The sequence below is a fragment of the Mycolicibacterium confluentis genome (genome assembly GCF_010729895.1).
GTDB classification, from domain to species: domain Bacteria; phylum Actinomycetota; class Actinomycetes; order Mycobacteriales; family Mycobacteriaceae; genus Mycobacterium; species Mycobacterium confluentis.
Genome location: NZ_AP022612.1, coordinates 485933 through 502065, shown reverse-complemented (window position 1 = coordinate 502065; position 16133 = coordinate 485933). Strand labels below are relative to the sequence as shown.

Annotated in this window: 19 protein-coding genes and 1 tRNA gene; 14 read left to right on the top strand and 6 right to left on the bottom strand. The window is 68.0% G+C overall.

What is annotated here, in order from left to right; translation table 11 throughout:
- Positions 1 to 16: 16 nt before the first annotated feature.
- Positions 17 to 1012, bottom strand: coding sequence for a phosphotransferase enzyme family protein (locus tag G6N34_RS02315; RefSeq protein WP_234813064.1), 996 nt, complete (start codon positions 1010 to 1012; stop codon positions 17 to 19).
- A 38-nt stretch (positions 1013 to 1050) separates the two neighbouring features.
- On the opposite strand from G6N34_RS02315, the gene G6N34_RS02310 reads away from it, so the two are divergent.
- From G6N34_RS02310 to G6N34_RS02265, 10 genes are all read left to right on the top strand, one after another.
- Positions 1051 to 1842 carry an SDR family oxidoreductase gene (locus G6N34_RS02310; protein ID WP_085155272.1) on the top strand — a complete coding sequence of 264 codons (792 nt, stop codon included), beginning with the start codon at positions 1051 to 1053 and terminating at the stop codon, positions 1840 to 1842.
- A gap of 51 nt (positions 1843 to 1893) precedes the next feature.
- The gene (locus tag G6N34_RS02305) at positions 1894 to 2136 is read left to right on the top strand and encodes a hypothetical protein (RefSeq protein WP_085155274.1); all 243 of its coding nucleotides are present in this window, start codon (positions 1894 to 1896) and stop codon (positions 2134 to 2136) included.
- Positions 2137 to 2236: 100 nt separating this feature from the next.
- The gene (locus G6N34_RS02300; RefSeq protein WP_085155276.1) at positions 2237 to 3463 is read left to right on the top strand and encodes an Nramp family divalent metal transporter; all 1227 of its coding nucleotides are present in this window, start codon (positions 2237 to 2239) and stop codon (positions 3461 to 3463) included.
- Between the two features lie 3 nt (positions 3464 to 3466).
- Positions 3467 to 4525 (top strand): poly-gamma-glutamate hydrolase family protein, encoded by a 1059-nt coding sequence (locus tag G6N34_RS02295; protein ID WP_264016575.1) that lies wholly within the window; start codon positions 3467 to 3469, stop codon positions 4523 to 4525.
- Positions 4526 to 4579: 54 nt separating this feature from the next.
- Positions 4580 to 5845, top strand: coding sequence for an NAD(P)/FAD-dependent oxidoreductase (locus tag G6N34_RS02290; RefSeq protein ID WP_234813065.1), 1266 nt, complete (start codon positions 4580 to 4582; stop codon positions 5843 to 5845).
- Positions 5842 to 6570 (top strand): DUF1365 domain-containing protein, encoded by a 729-nt coding sequence (locus G6N34_RS02285; RefSeq protein ID WP_085155279.1) that lies wholly within the window; start codon positions 5842 to 5844, stop codon positions 6568 to 6570. Before G6N34_RS02290 ends, G6N34_RS02285 begins: the two co-directional genes overlap by 4 nt.
- On the top strand, positions 6567 to 7841 hold the full coding sequence (locus G6N34_RS02280; protein WP_085155281.1) for a class I SAM-dependent methyltransferase: 1275 nt from the start codon (positions 6567 to 6569) through the stop codon (positions 7839 to 7841). Before G6N34_RS02285 ends, G6N34_RS02280 begins: the two co-directional genes overlap by 4 nt.
- Complete coding sequence (locus G6N34_RS02275) at positions 7838 to 8617, top strand: DUF1295 domain-containing protein (protein WP_179965716.1); 780 nt, start codon at positions 7838 to 7840, stop codon at positions 8615 to 8617. Before G6N34_RS02280 ends, G6N34_RS02275 begins: the two co-directional genes overlap by 4 nt.
- Positions 8618 to 9202 carry a sigma-70 family RNA polymerase sigma factor gene (locus tag G6N34_RS02270; protein WP_085155282.1) on the top strand — a complete coding sequence of 195 codons (585 nt, stop codon included), beginning with the start codon at positions 8618 to 8620 and terminating at the stop codon, positions 9200 to 9202.
- The gene (locus G6N34_RS02265; RefSeq protein ID WP_085155284.1) at positions 9199 to 9906 is read left to right on the top strand and encodes an anti-sigma factor; all 708 of its coding nucleotides are present in this window, start codon (positions 9199 to 9201) and stop codon (positions 9904 to 9906) included. The genes G6N34_RS02270 and G6N34_RS02265 overlap by 4 nt, the downstream gene beginning before the upstream one ends.
- Positions 9907 to 10001: 95 nt before the next feature.
- On the opposite strand, the gene G6N34_RS02260 is transcribed toward G6N34_RS02265, so the two are convergent.
- Together G6N34_RS02260 and G6N34_RS02255 are read right to left on the bottom strand one after the other, a co-directional pair.
- A complete protein-coding gene (locus G6N34_RS02260) occupies positions 10002 to 11051 on the bottom strand; it encodes a glutamate--cysteine ligase (protein WP_085155285.1) in 1050 nt (349 codons plus the stop codon).
- Positions 11052 to 11055: 4 nt separating this feature from the next.
- Entirely contained in the window at positions 11056 to 11229 is a 174-nt protein-coding gene (locus G6N34_RS02255) for a CsbD family protein (RefSeq protein ID WP_085155287.1), read from the bottom strand.
- A 62-nt stretch (positions 11230 to 11291) separates the two neighbouring features.
- Here G6N34_RS02255 and G6N34_RS02250 point away from each other — a divergent pair, with 62 nt between their 5' ends.
- The 3 genes from G6N34_RS02250 to G6N34_RS02240 all read left to right on the top strand — a co-directional run bounded on the left by G6N34_RS02250 (position 11292) and on the right by G6N34_RS02240 (position 12905).
- Positions 11292 to 12080: a TIGR03621 family F420-dependent LLM class oxidoreductase gene (locus G6N34_RS02250; protein WP_085155288.1), complete on the top strand. Its 789-nt coding sequence runs from the start codon at positions 11292 to 11294 to the stop codon at positions 12078 to 12080.
- A gap of 76 nt (positions 12081 to 12156) precedes the next feature.
- A tRNA-Arg gene (locus G6N34_RS02245) sits at positions 12157 to 12229 on the top strand.
- A gap of 376 nt (positions 12230 to 12605) precedes the next feature.
- Positions 12606 to 12905: a hypothetical protein gene (locus tag G6N34_RS02240; protein WP_085155290.1), complete on the top strand. Its 300-nt coding sequence runs from the start codon at positions 12606 to 12608 to the stop codon at positions 12903 to 12905.
- A 15-nt stretch (positions 12906 to 12920) separates the two neighbouring features.
- Here G6N34_RS02240 and G6N34_RS02235 read toward each other — a convergent pair whose 3' ends face one another.
- Complete coding sequence (locus G6N34_RS02235) at positions 12921 to 13568, bottom strand: winged helix-turn-helix transcriptional regulator (RefSeq protein ID WP_163645295.1); 648 nt, start codon at positions 13566 to 13568, stop codon at positions 12921 to 12923.
- Between the two features lie 62 nt (positions 13569 to 13630).
- On the opposite strand from G6N34_RS02235, the gene G6N34_RS02230 reads away from it, so the two are divergent.
- Complete coding sequence (locus G6N34_RS02230; RefSeq protein WP_085155293.1) at positions 13631 to 13846, top strand: hypothetical protein; 216 nt, start codon at positions 13631 to 13633, stop codon at positions 13844 to 13846.
- Between the two features lie 344 nt (positions 13847 to 14190).
- Here G6N34_RS02230 and nagA read toward each other — a convergent pair whose 3' ends face one another.
- Both nagA and nagB read right to left on the bottom strand, forming a co-directional pair.
- The gene (gene nagA / locus G6N34_RS02225) at positions 14191 to 15339 is read right to left on the bottom strand and encodes an N-acetylglucosamine-6-phosphate deacetylase (protein ID WP_085155296.1); all 1149 of its coding nucleotides are present in this window, start codon (positions 15337 to 15339) and stop codon (positions 14191 to 14193) included.
- A gap of 1 nt (position 15340) precedes the next feature.
- Positions 15341 to 16126 carry a glucosamine-6-phosphate deaminase gene (gene nagB / locus G6N34_RS02220; RefSeq protein WP_085155297.1) on the bottom strand — a complete coding sequence of 262 codons (786 nt, stop codon included), beginning with the start codon at positions 16124 to 16126 and terminating at the stop codon, positions 15341 to 15343.
- Positions 16127 to 16133 lie beyond the last annotated feature (7 nt).

The window sequence follows — 16133 nt, the reverse complement described above, 5'->3', positions numbered from 1 at the left end:
GAAACGCCCCAAAAGTTCACCCGAGCGTGCGGCCACCCGAGCGCAGATAGCCCTCCGCCAGATCACAGCTGCCCTTGGCGTAGCTGGCCAGCTTGGTCTGCGCCTCCAGCGCATGGTCGTGCGTGCCCATCCACGCCAACAGCATCAGCCGTCGCACCAGCACCAACGACGCCAGCATCTCCTCGTCGGCGGGGTTCACGGGCGCCACGGTGCGGTAACCGGTCAGCCAGGCGTCCTGCCATTGCGGCAGCGCCGGATCATCCTCGATGAACGACACGGCGGCCGCGAAGTCGTAGAAGAACCAACTGAATCCGCTGTCGTCGAAGTCGATCACCGTGAGGTTGCCGTCGTCGACGAGCAGGTTGGCCAACCGGAGGTCGGCGTGCACCAGCCCGAATCGGTCGTGGCCGGATCCATACTCGCTCAAGCGGTCTCGCAGAAGCGATTGTGCCCGGTCGAGGACCGTGCGCTCGCCCGCACCGACCCCGGCCGAATCCTGCCAGCGGCCCCACCGCGGCGCCTCGCCCAGGCAGGTGTGCCAATTCCAGGCGAACCGGTCGAACCCGCTGGGCTTCGGCCACTCGCGTGAATGCCCGTGCAACACGGCGGTGATCCGGCCGAGCTCATGAAAGTCGGCCGCGCCCAGCGCGTCCTCCTCCGGATGCGACCCGGCGACCCACTCGAATCTGACGACGTGGCGCGGTGCGCCGTCGACGTCGACCGTCACCACCCGGCTGCCGTCGGCGGCCTCCAACGGTCTCGGTACGGCGACCACACCGTCCGCACTGAGCGCGTCCAGCCACATCAGTTCGGATTCGATCTGACGGTGCTCGTGGTAGCCGCCGCGGTGCACGCGGACCACCGACCGCTCCCCCGTCGCGGCGTCTGTCAGCAGATAGGTGGAATTCTCCGAGCGATTCAACAACTCCAGTGGCGACCCCGGCGCCACCGCATGCTCGGTGAGCGCCTCGGCCGCAATGTCGCGATCGAGATCTGCGCCATCCGGAATCACGTTCGTGAACCTACCCGGCCTTGCTAGCGTGACGCGCGATGATCCTCGACAGATTCAGACTCGACAATCAGGTTGCCGTCGTCACCGGTGCGGGCCGCGGCCTCGGCGCGGCCATTGCGGTGGCATTCGCCGAAGTGGGCGCCGACGTGGTGGTGGCGTCACGCACCCAGGCCGAACTCGACACGGTCGCCGACCAGATCCGGGCCCTGGGCCGGCGCGCGCACGTCGTCGTCGGCGACCTGGCGCACCCCGAGGCCACCGCGGCGCTGGCCGAGGCCGCGGTCGAGGCGTTCGGACGCCTCGACGTCGTGGTCAACAACGTCGGGGGCACGATGCCGGCTCCGCTGCTGAACACCTCGACCAAGGACCTGCGGGATGCGTTCACGTTCAATGTGCTGACCGCGCATGCCCTGACGACGGCCGCCGTCCCGCTGATGCTCGAACACTCCGGCGGCGGCAGCATCATCAACATCACCTCGACCATGGGCCGGGTGGCGGGGCGCGGGTTCGCGGCGTACGGGACCGCCAAAGGTGCGCTGGCGCAGTACACCCGGCTGGCCGCGCTCGATCTGTGCCCGCGCATTCGGGTCAATGCCATCGCTCCCGGCTCGATCCTGACCTCGGCGCTGGATGTCGTGGCCTCCAACGATGATCTCCGCGAGCCGATGGAGCGGGCCACGCCGATGCGGCGTCTGGGCGATCCCGCCGACATCGCTGCGGCGGCGGTGTATCTCGCGTCGCCGGCGGGCAGTTATCTCACCGGCAAGACGCTCGAAGTCGACGGCGGGATCACCTTTCCCAACCTTGACCTTCCCATCCCCGACCTCTGACAACACTGAGATATACACTGGAAAAGCTCTGTCCGAACGAAAGGACTTCCCATGCGCGTGCTGCGTTTCATCGTCCCCGCCCTGGTGGCTGGAGGTGCCGCGGTTGCCATCGCAGCGGCGCCCGCCGCGGTCGCTGCGCCCACGTGCGAGGCCACCGGCGGCAGCGGCGGCATCCAGGGCGGCCAGAACACCGTGTGCTCGTCACCAGGCAACGTTCAGATCGACTCTCGTCCCTCGGTGTACGCCATGCCTTGGTACGGCGACCCGTTCTTCGGCGCCGGGATGGTTTTCTGACCCGCCCCCGAGGATGACCCCGCGCCCAACACGCGGGGACATCCTGAGTTTTCGGGCACCCTAACTTTCTGATTCGCCCACCCGGATTTAGAGTGGGCACGTGGGGCTCCCTCAACAGACCTCGTCGCGGTTCAGCTGGTATCTGCTGGGTCCCGCGTTCGTTGCCGCGATCGCCTACGTCGACCCCGGCAACGTCGCGGCGAACGTCAGCGCCGGCGCGCAGTACGGCTTCATGCTGCTGTGGGTGATCGTGCTCGCCAACATCATGGCGGGCCTGGTGCAGTACCTGTCCGCGAAGATCGGTCTGGTCACCGGGCGCTCGCTGCCCGAGGCCGTCGCCGACCACACCCGTCGCCGCTCGCGCATCGGGTACTGGCTGCAGGCCGAACTGGTGGCGATGGCCACGGATCTGGCCGAGGTCGTCGGCGGGGCGATCGCCCTGTACCTGCTGTTCGACCTTCCGCTGGTGGTCGGTGGCCTGATCACCGGCGCGGTGTCGATGGCCCTGCTGTTCGTGCAGGACCGGCGCGGCCAACGGATGTTCGAGCACGTAATCTCGGGTCTGCTGTTGGTCATCGCGATCGGGTTCCTCACCAGCCTGTTCGTCGAGACACCGCCCGCGGCGTCGGTCGCCTCGGGCCTGATCCCCCGCTTCGACGGTGCCGAGAGCGTGCTGTTGGCGACGGCCATGCTGGGCGCCACCGTGATGCCGCACGCGGTGTACCTGCACAGCGGGCTGGCCCGCGACCGGCACGGGCACCCCGAACCCGGCCCACTGCGGCGGCGCCTGCTGTCGGCGACGCGGTGGGACGTCACCCTGGCGATGCTGGTCGCCGGATCGGTCAACATCGCGATGCTGCTGGTGGCCGCGACCAATCTGCAGGGCCGCGAGGACACCGACTCGATCGAGGGCGCGCATGCCGCGGTCCGCGACACCCTCGGACCGACGGTCGCGCTGTTCTTCGCGATCGGCCTGCTGGCGTCGGGTCTGGCCTCGACGTCGGTGGGCGCCTACGCCGGCGCGATGATCATGCAGGGCCTGCTGAAGGTGTCGATCCCGATCTTCGCGCGGCGCCTCATCACGCTGATCCCGGCGCTGATCATCCTGGGTGTCGGCTTCGATCCCAGCCGCGCCCTGGTGCTGTCCCAGGTGGTGCTGTCGTTCGGCATCCCGTTCGCGCTGATCCCACTGATACGTCTGACCAGCAGTTCGTCGGTGATGGGCGCCGACGTCAACCACCGCGTCACCACAACCCTCGGGTGGCTGGTCGCGGGCGTGATTACCCTGCTGAATGTGGTGCTCATCTGGTTGACGGTGAGGGGTTAGCGCATCCTCTCGGCCGTCCATCGCTACTTCGCGTACGGGTCCAACCTGTCCGTGCAACAGATGACGGCCCGATGCCCGGACGCGAAGGACCCCAGGCCCGCGGTGCTGGCCGACCATGACTGGCTGATCAACGAACGCGGAGTGGCCACCATCGAGCCGTTCCGCGGGTCGCAGGTACACGGCATTGTGTGGGACATCTCGGAGGCCGACCTGGCGGCCCTTGACCGCGCCGAGGGGGTGCCGGTGCGCTACCGCCGGGACCGGTTGACCGTGCACGTTCCGACCGGGCCCGCCGACGTCTGGGTCTACGTCGACCACCGCGTCGAACCCGGCCCGCCACGGCCCGGCTATCTGGAACGCATCATCGACGCCGCGCGCCACCACGACCTGCCGCAGCGTTGGATCGACTTCCTGCACCGCTGGGACCCGGCCGGGTGGCCGCATCGTCCCGCGCCGGATTCATCAGGGCCACAGACGCTTTCGGACCTGCTGAGCGATCCTCACGTCCACGAGGAGCACGTGCTGCGATCACGGTTCGGCTTCATGGCGATCCACGGCGGCGACCTGGAGCGCATGACCGATGTGATCGCCGAGCGCGCGGCCGAGGCCGCCGGAGCCTCGTTCTACACCGTGCGGCACCCGACCGACTATCCGCACCACCTGGCGTCGGCGCGGTTCGACCCGGCCGAATCGGTTCGGCTCGCGGAGTTCCTCGACCACGTCGACGTCGTCGTGTCGGTGCACGGGTACGGCCGCATGGGGCAGAGCACCCATCTGCTCGCCGGCGGCGGCAATCGGGACCTCGCGGCGCACGTCGCCGACCACCTGGACCTGCCGGGCTATCGCGTGATCACCGACCTCGAGGAGATCCCGCGCGAACTGCGCGGCCTGCATCCGGACAACCCCGTCAACCGCGCGCGCGGCGGCGGGGCCCAACTCGAACTGTCGCCGCGAGTGCGGGGCATCAGCCCGCTGAGCCCGGTGGCCGCCGACGACGGCCTCCCGGTCGTGACGTCGCGACTCGTCGAGGGACTGGCGTCCGCCGCCTCGACCTGGGTGTGAGCCAACACACTCACACCGACCGATCCATCCGCGTCGCGGCTCCGAACACCTGATGTGAACACCGGACGATCCATCGCCGTCATCGGAAGTGGGGTCGCGGGCCTGACGGCCGCATACACGCTGTCCCGTCATGATCGCGTGACGCTGTTCGAGGGCGACGACCGTCTCGGCGGGCACGCGCACACGCACCACCTCGATCGCGGCGACGGCGTCATCGAGGCCGTCGACTCCGCATTCCTGGTGCACAACACACGCACCTATCCCACGCTCTGCCGCATCTTCGACGAACTCGAGGTGCGCACCCACGACACCGACATGTCGATGTCGGTCCGGGCCGACGCCGCCGGCCTGGAATATGCAGGCGCACGGGGTCTCGGCGGGCTGTTCCCCGCGCCGTCGAACCTCGTGCGCTGGCGCTACCTGGGGATGCTGGCCGAGGTCAAACGGTTCCACCGAGCCGCAAGCACGCTGCTGCACGAAGGCCCCGCCTCCGACGTGACACTGCGCGCCTTCCTGGAAGAGCACAGCTTTTCGGAGTTCTTCACCGAGTACTTCATGACGCCCCTGGTGGCCGCGGTGTGGTCGTGCGCTCCCGACTCCGCGCTGGACTACCCGGCCCAGTACCTGTTCGTATTCCTCGAGCACCACGGCATGCTCACGGTGTTCGGGTCCCCCACCTGGCGCACCGTCGTCGGCGGGTCGGCCACCTACGTTGAGGCGATCGCGGCCCGCCTGCACGAGGTCCGCCGCGGGACCCCCGTGCAGTCGTTGCGCCGCACGACGTTCGGCGTACAGATCCAGACCGCACAATTCGGCGCCGAGGAGTTCGATGCCGCCGTCATCGCGACCCATCCCGATCAGGCCCTGGCACTGCTGGATCAGCCCACGGAATGGGAAAGGGCCGTGCTCGGCGCAATCGGCTATTCGACCAACCACGCCACGCTGCACACCGACGAGTCGGTGTTGCCGAGGCACCCACGCGCACGGGCGTCCTGGAACTATCTTCTGACCGACCGGCGCGACGAGGTCATCGTCACCTATGACGTGAGCCGGCTCATGGGACTGTCCGGCCCGCGGCGGTTCCACGTGACCCTGGGCGAGGACGCACCGATCAGCCCCGACACCGTGCTTGCCGAGATGACCTACCACCATCCGCAGTACACCCTGGAATCGGTTGCCGCACAAGGTCGGCTGCCGTCACTCAACGATGAACGGGTGGCGTTCGCGGGCGCATACCACGGGTGGGGATTCCACGAGGACGGTGCCGCGTCCGGGGTGCGGGCCGCCGCGGCCCTGCAGCGCATGGGGAGCCGGTTGTGAGCACGCCGGCGATCTACCGCACCCGGATCGCGCATCTTCGCCGCGCCCCGGTGCATCATCACTTCGAGCATCGCAGCTACAGCTGGTACATCGACATTGACCGGCAGCCCGAACTGCCCTGGTGGCTGCGGCCTTTCGCGCGCTTCGAGGCCTCCGACCACTTCCAGTCCGGCCCCGACAGTCTGCGTGGCCGCGTCGACGCGTTTCTGGCCGAGCACGGCGTCGACCTCGACGGCGGGCAGGTGACGGCGCTGCTGCAGGCCCGAGTCCTTGGATATGTCTTCAATCCGCTGAGCGTGTTCTGGTGCCACGACCGTGCGGGGCGCCTGCGCGCCGTGATCGCCGAAGTGCACAACACCTATGGGCAGCGGCATGCCTACCTGCTTCCCGCCGACCACGACGGCGTGGTGGTGCCCAAACGCATGTACGTCTCGCCGTTCAACGGCGTCGACGGCCACTACCTTGTCCACGCGCCCCGGCCCGCCGAAACCCTGGATCTCACGGTGTCGCTGCACCGCGCCGGCCAACCCGCGTTCGTCGCCTCGATGCGCGGAGAGCGCCGCGCGGCCAGCACCGCGCGCATCGCCTGGCTTCAGATCACCGCTCCGCTGGCTCCACTGTTGGGCGCGTGGGGAATCCGAATTCAAGGCGTCACCCTCTGGCTTCGCCACGTACCCATCGTCCCGCGTCCATCTTCCGTCCGCGAAAGGGCCCAACAGTCGTGACCATCGACCTCTCGAGCACCGCGAAACCCGCGATCGACCCCGACCGCTGGCCGGGCGTGGCCACCGTCCCGGCGGGACCTGTCGCGGCGTTGTCGGGGCGCGTCGCCGACGACCTGCTGCAGCGCGCGGCACGCAGGTTGCCGCTTCGCCTGCTGTACCCCGACGGATCCGTGATCGGCGCGGCGGACCCGACGCTGCCGACGCTGCGCCTGCTGCACCCGGACCGGTTGGTGCGCCGCGTGGGCCGCAGCGGCCTGATCGGGTTCGGCGAGTCCTATATGGCCGGCGAGTGGACGTCAGACGATCTTGCCGGCGTGCTCACGGTCTTCGCGACGTCGGTCGCGGACCTGGTGCCGCGGTCGTTGCAGCGGATGCGGCCCATCGCCCTGGTGCGCCAACCCAAGACCCACCACAACAGCCGCGACCACGCCCGCCGCAACGTCGCCGAGCACTATGACCTGTCCAACGACCTGTTCGCCGAGTTCCTCGACGAGACCATGACGTACTCGAGCGCGCTGTTCGAATCGCTGCCCGCGCAGTGGGGTGATCTGGCCACCGCACAGCACCGCAAGATCGACCGACTGCTCGACACCGCGCGTGTCACGTCGGGCAGCAGAGTGCTTGAGATCGGCACCGGCTGGGGTGAACTCAGCCTGCGCGCGGCGGCCCGCGGCGCGCACGTGACATCGGTGACGCTGTCGGCCGAACAGCAGCACCTGGCCCGGCAGCGCGTCGCGGCGGCCGGGCTGTCCGACAGGGTCTCGATCGAACTCTGCGACTACCGCGACGTCACGGGCTGCTACGACGCGGTGATCTCGGTCGAGATGATCGAGGCCGTCGGATATCAGTTCTGGCCCACCTACTTTCGCACCCTCGACGCCCTCGTGGCACCCGGCGGGCGGGTCGCGATCCAGGCGATCACCATGCCGCACTCCCGCATGCTGGCCAGCCGCAACACGCACACCTGGATTCAGAAGTACATCTTCCCGGGCGGTCTGCTGCCGTCCACCGAGGCCATCTTGTCCATCACGGAACGCGACACCTCGCTGCGCACGGTCGACATGTGCTCGCTGCGTCCGCATTACGCCGAGACCCTGCGCCTGTGGCGCGAACGGTTCACACAACGCCGGGACGCCGTGGCGGCACACGGATTCGACGAGGTGTTCCACCGCATGTGGGAGCTGTACCTGGCGTACTCCGAGGCGGGGTTCCGCTCGGGGTACCTCGACGTGTATCAGTGGACGTTTGCGGCGACTGGAGGCCGGTGGTGAACTTTCTGGTGGTGTCGGGTGCCTCGCTCGCGGCGATCGTCGTCGTGTTCGGGGTGACGTTCGCGATCAGTCGGCGCATCAACCGCGCCAACGTCGTCGACGTCGCGTGGGGCCTGGGGTTCGTCGCCGTGGCGGCCGTCGCCGCGGTGCTGGGGGACGGTGACCCGGTTCGGCGGATCCTGCTGCTGGCCCTGGTCTCGATCTGGGGTCTGCGTCTGGCGATCCACATCCACAGCAAGACCGCCGGAAAGGGTGAGGATCCGCGCTACCGGGCACTGTTGCGGGAGGACTATTCGGCGCGCAACGTGCTGCGCCGGGTGTACCTCATCCAGGGCGTCTCGGCATGGTTTGTGTCGCTGCCGTTGCAGGTGTCGGCGACCGCCGGACCGACACCGCGTGCACTGTGGCCGGTCGCGGCCGTGGGCCTCGCACTGTGGGTCGTCGGGGTGGTGTTCGAGGCACTCGGCGACCATCAGCTCAAGAAGTTCAAGGCCGACCCCGCCAACAAGGGCCGGATCATGGACCGCGGCCTGTGGGCGTGGACCCGCCACCCGAACTATTTCGGCGACGCCAGTGTCTGGTGGGGCATCTGGTTGATCACGATCACCGGCCCCCTGGCGCTTCTCACGGTGTTCTCACCGGCGCTGATGACCTATTTCCTGGTGTACGCCACCGGCGCGCGACTGGCCGAGAAGGTCATGGCCGGACGCCCTGGGTTCGACGAATACTGTTCGCGCACTGCATTTTTTGTGCCCCGACCACCGAAGCGCGGCTAAATGACCACGTGTGCCTCACAGCCCGCTAGGCTCTCAGACGTGACAGGTGACCTGGACGCACTGCTGCGCCGGGTGGCGCGACGCGACGCCGAGGCGTTCGCCGCGTTCTATGACGACACAAAGTCTCGGGTGTTCGGACTGATCACCCGAGTCCTGCGGGACCCCGGCTACGCCGAGGAGACCACGCAGGAGGTTTATCTGCAGGTCTGGCGCAGCGCCGACAGCTACGACCCCGCGTCCGGGTCGGCACTGGCCTGGCTGCTCACGCTGGCCCATCGCCGCGCGGTCGACCGCGTGCGCAGCGAGGAGGCCGGCGGCAAGCGGGAGGCGCGGTACGGCGCGGCCACGGTGGAGCCACCGGTCGATGCCGTCAGCGAGTCGGTGCTGGTGCGCGACGAGCGCAGGCAGGTCGTGACCTGCCTGGACAGCCTGACCGATCTGCAACGCGAATGCGTCGAACTCGCCTACTACGACGGGTTGACCTACGTGCAGGTGTCCGACCGGTTGTCGGCCAACCTGGCGACCATCAAATCGCGCATGCGAGACGCACTGCGCAGCCTGCGCAACTGCCTGGGACCACGATGACGAGCACAGAAGACATCCTGACCGCTGCAGTGCCGTATGCACTGCACGCACTGCCCGACGATGAACGCGACCGCATCGAGGCCGCCCTGGTCGGCTCCGAGCGCGCCGACGAGTTCTTCGACGAGGTGCGGGCCGTCCGAGAAGCCATGGCCCGCGTGGCGGCGACGACCGCGGTGGAACCACCACCGCAATTGCGGGGCCGCATCCTCGCCGCGGCGTCCGAGGATCCCGTCCGGCTCATCGACAGTGGCCGTCCCGAACGGCGTTGGCGCACAGCGGTGCTGGCCGCCGCGGCGGTGGTCGCGATCGGTTTGGGTGTGGTCGGTGTCAGCGCGGTCCTGCGGGGAACTCCGCAGCCGATGACGGCCCAGCAGATCTTCGCCGCCCCCGACGTGCAGACCGTCTCAGGCCCCATCCCGACCGGCGGCAGGGCCACGTTCGTCTTCTCGCACGAACGCAATGCCGGCGTGCTGGTGATGAACGACGTCACGCCTCCGCAGGAGGGCACGGTCTATCAGATGTGGCTGGTCGGCTCCGGCGGTGCGACCTCGGCCGGCACGATGGATTCGGCCACGGTGTCACCGTCGACCACGGCCGTGGTGCCTGACCTGGGGAACTCGACTGTTTTGGCGTTCACGGTGGAGCCGGGAGTGGGTTCGACATCGCCGACGGGTGAGGTCTTCGCGGAGTTGCCGCTGATCTGATTCTGGTTCTGGTTCTGGTTCAGCCCGCGAGATTGCACTCAGGGCTGTTGCAGGCCGAGGATCACGACCCTGAATGCAATTTCGCGCCGGCGGGATCAGGCGAGTGTGGCCTGCGCCGCGGCCTTCAGCACATCGCGGATGTCGCCACGCCGCCGCCACGCCCGTCGCTGCCGCATCGCGCCGTTGCCGTCCTGCACAATGCGTTTCAGCTCCGCCTGCGCATAGTCGAAGTCACCGGCCTGCTCCAACGCCGGCCGCAGTTCCTCGACGAATGCGGTCAGCATCGCCGGCGTCCTGCCCTCCAGGCCGTCGCGCGCGCAACGCCAATAGGCCGCGCGCAGAACGTGTTCGGAGATCTCTGGCGCCGGCCTGCCCTGTTCGATGTGCGCACAAGCCGTCATCACGCAGGCTCGGGCCAGGATCGCGAGCAGCACAGTCTCGGCCGCGGTCGCCGGGACGTCGGCGGCGCGGATCTCGACGGTCGGGAACTTCGCCGACGGTCGGGCGTCCCAATAGACCATGCCGTCGTCGAGCATGGCCCCGGACTCCTCCATCTGCGCGACCAGCGCGTCGTACTCCTCGGCGGAGTTTGCGGCGGGCGGCGGCCCGGCGCTGGGCCAGCGCTGCCACAGGATGCTGCGCCAACTGGCGTAACCACTGTCGGCTTCCCGGTAGATCGCCGAGTTCGCCGACAGCGCCAGCAGCAGCGGCAGCCACGGCCGAAGCCACATGCAGACCCGCACCGCGGCGTCGCGGTCGGGCACCTCGACGTGCACGTGGCATCCGCTGATGCCCTGCTCGTGGGCGATCATGCCGAACCGGTCCGCGATCTGGTGGTACCTGGGGGTGTCGGTGATCGGGAAGTGGCGCGGGATCGTCGGTGGCAGCGCCACCGCGAGGAGTTGGGCACCGCACTGCCGCGCAGCCTGGGCGGCAGCGTGGCGCAGCCGGGTGATCTCAGCGTGCAGGTCGTCGCGGTCCGTGAGCACTCCGGTGGCGGTCTCGACCTGGCACGTCGTCAGCTCAAGCTGAAGATCGACGCCGCGCTCGCTGGCAGCGTGCGCGACGTCGGTGTTGTGGGGTACCGGTTGGCCACTGTCGGGGTCGACGAGCAGGAACTCCTCCTCTACCCCGACAGTGGGCACACCGTCAGTGCTTGAAGGCGTCTTTCACCTTCTCGCCAGCATCTTTGATGTTGGCCTTGGCCTGGTCGAGCTTGCCTTCGTTCTCGGTGCTGCGGTCGCCGCTGGCCTGACCCAGCTTCTCTTTGGCCTTACCCGAAACGTCGTCGATCTTGTTCTTGAACTTGTCTCCTGTGCTCATGGGCTCAGGGTTCACCAATTGCCGCATCGCCAAACCTCGGCCCCGCGTAGCATTCGGCCGTGATGGCCAGTGACTTTCGTTTCGCGGTAGGTATCCGTTCAGCCCGCTCACGCGCTCAGCTTCAGGAAACCGCCTGGCGCTATGAGGATCTCGGGTTCGACGTGCTGAACATCCCCGATCACCTGGGAGCGCCCGCGCCGTTCCCGGTGCTGGCCGCGGTCGCGCAGTCGACGTCGTCCATCAGGCTCGGCACGTACGTGATGAACGCGGCGTTCTACTCCCCCGCACTGCTGGCCCGCGACGCCGCCGGCGTGCACGCGCTCAGCGACGGTCGGCTCGACCTCGGCCTGGGCGCGGGCTATGTCCGCGAGGAGTTCGAGGCCGCCGAGATCCCGTTCCCCAGCGCCGGGGCACGCGTCGCGCACCTCGAGCACGTCGCCGAGCACCTGTGTCGGCACCACCCCGACATCCGCCTGCTGATCGCCGGCAGCGGCGACAAGGTGCTGACGGTGGCCGCCCGGCATGCCGACATCGTGGGCCTGACCGGCACCGACCGCATCGACCTGGTGCGCACGGCCGCCGGGGAGCGGTTCGCCGATCTGGTGCTCGACCTCGCGATCACGGCGATGCCGTCGGACAACTCCGGGATGCCGGATCTGTCGATGACCAGGCAATATGCTCCGGGGCTGAGCGACGAGCGATTGCTGGCGCTGCCCGGCGTGCTGTCGGGGACACCGCGCGACGTGGCCGACCGATTGCGCCAGTTGCGCGCCGAGGACGGCATCTCGTCGTTCTCGATCCAGAGCAAGGACGACGCGTTCTTCGCGAAGGTGATCGCCGAACTGCGCTGACGCCGGTCCGGGCTCCCCAGCGCCTGCAGTGCCCGTTCGGATCGGCGGCCGGGCAGACGGTACGCTGTGCCAGCGCGCCCCCGTAGCTCAGGGGATAGAGCACGGCTCTCCTAAAGCCGGTGTCGCAGGTTCGAATCCTGCCGGGGGCACTTTTTGGTTGTATTACTTCGGTTGATGCGTACGTGGCATTTCGTCTTCGGTTGATGGGCGACAGTGTTTCAGCTGATGCTTGACAGTTGATTCGGCTGATCCCTGGCACGGCGCGAGGGATTTGAGCGTGGCCGCCAGTCTGCACAACACACTTCTCCGGCGAGACGCCATCGAGTGCTGCCAGACCGAACCGGTCAACGCACGGAACTGCCGTTCCCCAGCATATTGACGGGCTCAAAACTAAACTGGCCCAAGGGGGAAGGGGGATTCATGTTCCGCGCAAGGTTGATCTTGGCGGCCGCCGCAACACTATTCATTGCCGGTTGCAGCCCATATCGCTCATCCATCGAAGTCATTGAATTACCGCCGACGTCAATGGATTCGCCACCACCGCAGTTCATCGTCGCAGAACCGACTAAGTCCCCCGTGCATCGCACCGCGTTCTACGCGGACCTCACCGCCGCGGGGATCCCGGAGAAAGGGCACGCCACGCTGGAGTTGTGGGCGCGGTCGGTGTGCAGCCTGCGCGCCCAGGCCGTCGCCAACGGCGCGACGACCAACGACGTCGATGTCGTGAAGAAGTTGCCCAGCGATGTCGCCAACACAGGCCTCAAGCTCACCAAAGAGCAGGCCGCCGCGGCCTGGACCGCCTCCAAGCGTCACATCTGCCGATAGCGCGTAAAACGCAGGTCAGAACGCCAACGCGCGCATCAACTGCCAGGCCGCCTCAGCGCCCTCCTCAGACACGGTCAGCTGGTTCTTCTCGAGCGCCTCGCCGAACGTGAGCGCCTGGTTGTTCATCGCCATCAAGGTCGCCGTATCCGTCGTGATAACCGCACGCGGACGTTCCACAGTCTCGGCGCGAACATCGATGTGCCGGTTGGCGATTCGCAGACCGAATGGCCGACCGTCGACCACCAGCTGGTAGTCGCCCTCGACACCGTGGGCCGCGTCCGGATCGAAATGCGCGGCGAAGCCCAGAGCCAGCGACTCGAGGTCGATGCGCTGCTCCGGGTCCGGTTCCCCCAGTCGACGGGATCCCCAGCGCAGCAGGCTCAGCATCGCGGGACGAAGACCCTCTCCGTCAGGCGTGAGGCGGTAGACCGTCGAGGCCGCCGGCGGCGGGAGTGCGGCCTTCTCGATCACGCCGGACTCCTCGAGTTCACGCAGGCGCTGACTGAGCAGGCCTGTACCCACGCCCGGGAGGCCCTCGAGCAGGTCAGTGAACCGCTTCGGGCCAATCAGCAGGTCACGCACGATCAGCAGCGTCCAGCGCTCCCCGAGCAGGTCAAGGGCCGCGGCGATGCCGCAGTACTGCTGATACGACCTCTTCGCCATGCCCATGAGTTTAATAACCCTTCGTCTTTACTTCAGAAATAGTATGTAGTAACTTCCTAATTATGAACCAAATCCTACTCACTGGGAAGCCCGCACTGCTGACGCATGCCCTCCCAGGGCTGCTGCGCCGGTGGTGGGACGAGATTCGAGCGGCCGAAAGGGCCATGTGGAAGTCGGCGCCGGACCGCCGACAGCAGCGGAAACGGCGGTACTACCCCGTGCAGCGCGACCGCGTGTTCGAGCACGCCGCGATGGCCCGCGAGATGCACCGGCTCTGACCTTTGACGCGCCCACGCGAAACTCGGTTCGTGGTCGTCGGCACCGTCACGTATGGTGGACTTGAACTGTTTCCGATTCAGTCGGGGGACTTGAGCCGGAGGTTATTGTGAACTCGCAGAAGCTGATTCGCCGTGCAACGGGAACAGCAATGATCGCAGCGGGACCCCTTTGCTTTGCCCTCGCGGGTCCCGCCCCAGCGTCTGCAAATCCTGACCTGTGCGTCACCGGGCCTTACGGCTACGCCAGCGCATGCATCGAAGTTCCCGGCGTCCAGATCGTCTACGACGACGGCCCACGCGGTAAGGGCAAGGGCCACTGGAAGCACGGCCACTGGCACTGACCGTCAGGTCACCCATCTGCCGCGGTGAAGCACTCGCGCCACCTTGAGGTCGGCGTCGAGCGCCACCAGGTCAGCGTCAGCACCGACTACCAACCCATGACCGGGTAGCCCCAACGCACGCGCCGGATTGATCGACGTCTGGCGCACCGCGAGGAGCAGGGCCTCGTCGCCGGCCAGACCGCAGTGCGTCACCGCAAAGCGGAACAGCTGGTCCATGGTGGCGGTTCCGCCAGCGATCGTCTGAGAACCCGCCACATGGGCCACCCCGCCGCGAACATCCACCGCGAGCGGGCCCAATCGGTACGCGCCGTCGGCCATGCCGGCCGCGGCCATCGCGTCGGTCACCAGCGTGACCCGTTTGGGTCCCACACTGTCGGAGATGTGGCGGTACAACGGCGGCAGGACGTGCACGCCGTCGGCGATGAGTTCGACGGTGACCCGCGGATCCTCGACCAGCGCGATGATCGGCCCGGGTTCGCGGTGATGAATCGGTCGCATCGCGTTGAACAGGTGCGTTCCCACGGTGACGCCCGCGCTGATCGCGGCGTGGGTCTGGTCGTAGGTGGCCTCGGTGTGCCCGACCGCGGCCACGGCGCCGGCGTCGACGATGCGCTCGATGGCCGCCAGGGCACCGTCGCGTTCCGGAGCCACCGTCACCATCCGAACGGTGCCCCCACCCGCCTTCAGCAGGCGCGCCACCTCTTCCGGGTCAGGGTCGCGCAGGACGGCGGGATCATGCGCCCCACAACGTTTCACCGCCAGCCACGGACCCTCCAGGTGCACCCCTGCGATCAGCCCGGCACGGGCTTCGTCGGCGAGTTCGGCCACGCCGCGCAGCATTTCGTCGGGACCGGCCGACACCAGCGACGCCACCAGCGTGGTGGTGCCATACCTGCGGTGAAACCTCACGGCCGTCGCCGTGTCGGCGGGGCCACCCTCAGCGCCGCCGTCGGCGAAGCTCGCCCCTCCCCCACCGTGCACGTGGGTGTCGACGAAGCCGGGCACGACCGTCACCGCACCGAGGTCGACGCCGCCGGGTCCTGGGGCTGTCCCCTCACCCAGGGCTGCCACCGTTCCGTTGGCGGAGACTTCAATCCATCCCGGCCGCAACAACTTCCACCCTGTCGCGACGGCGTCCGCGGTGATCAACACGTCAGATCCCCTGCCACTTCGGCTTGCCGCGATAGGCCTCGCGGTAGTAGTCGGCCAACTGCAGTCGGTGCGCGGCATCCTCGTCGAGCAGCACCGTCACATGCCGATGGTGCTGCAGGATGGTCGCTGGCCATCTCGCGCTGACCGGCCCCTCGACAAGGTGCTCCACGGCCTCGGCCTTGTTTTCTCCGATGGCCACGAGCACGACGTGCCGCGCGTCCATGATCGTCGCCAGGCCCTGCGTCAGACAGTGCGTGGGGACGGCGTCGATGTCGTCGTCGAAGAACCGGGCGTTGTCGATCCGGGTCTGCCGCGCCAGCGTCTTGATCCGGGTACGCGAGGCCAACGACGAACCGGGTTCGTTGAATCCGATGTGCCCGTCGGTTCCGATGCCCAGGATCTGCAGGTCCACGCCACCGGCGTCGGCGATCGCCGCCTCATAGGCCGCGCACGCGGCGGGAATGTCGGCGGCGAGACCGTCTGGCCCCTGCACGGCACCGGGCGCGAAATCCACCCGCGACACGAACACCGCGTCGATCACGTTTCGGTAGGTCTCGGGATGGTCGGCCGGAAGCCCGACGTACTCGTCGAGCGTGAACGCGCGGGCCGCGGCGAAGCTGAGAGTGCCCGCGGCATACCGGGCCGCCAACTCGTCGTAGATCGCCACCGGCGAGGACCCCGTCGCGAGCCCGAGCACCGCGGTCGGGCGCCCGGCCAACAGTGCGCCCACTGCGTCTGCCGCGAGCGACGCGATCGCGGCCGGGTCCGGCAGGATCACCACCTCCACGGCCGCC

Bases quoted from the DNA above. Each gene is read 5' to 3' on its own strand.
- G6N34_RS02310 (WP_085155272.1), top strand. From the start codon at position 1,051: ATGATCCTCGACAGATTCAGACTCGACAATCAGGTTGCCGTCGTCACC.
- G6N34_RS02305 (WP_085155274.1), top strand. From the start codon at position 1,894: ATGCGCGTGCTGCGTTTCATCGTCCCCGCCCTGGTGGCTGGAGGTGCC.
- G6N34_RS02270 (WP_085155282.1), top strand. From the start codon at position 8,618: ATGACCACGTGTGCCTCACAGCCCGCTAGGCTCTCAGACGTGACAGGT.
- G6N34_RS02265 (WP_085155284.1), top strand. From the start codon at position 9,199: ATGACGAGCACAGAAGACATCCTGACCGCTGCAGTGCCGTATGCACTG.
- G6N34_RS02255 (WP_085155287.1), bottom strand. From the start codon at position 11,229: ATGAGCACAGGAGACAAGTTCAAGAACAAGATCGACGACGTTTCGGGT.
- G6N34_RS02250 (WP_085155288.1), top strand. From the start codon at position 11,292: ATGGCCAGTGACTTTCGTTTCGCGGTAGGTATCCGTTCAGCCCGCTCA.
- G6N34_RS02240 (WP_085155290.1), top strand. From the start codon at position 12,606: ATGGATTCGCCACCACCGCAGTTCATCGTCGCAGAACCGACTAAGTCC.
- G6N34_RS02235 (WP_163645295.1), bottom strand. From the start codon at position 13,568: ATGGCGAAGAGGTCGTATCAGCAGTACTGCGGCATCGCCGCGGCCCTT.
- G6N34_RS02230 (WP_085155293.1), top strand. From the start codon at position 13,631: ATGAACCAAATCCTACTCACTGGGAAGCCCGCACTGCTGACGCATGCC.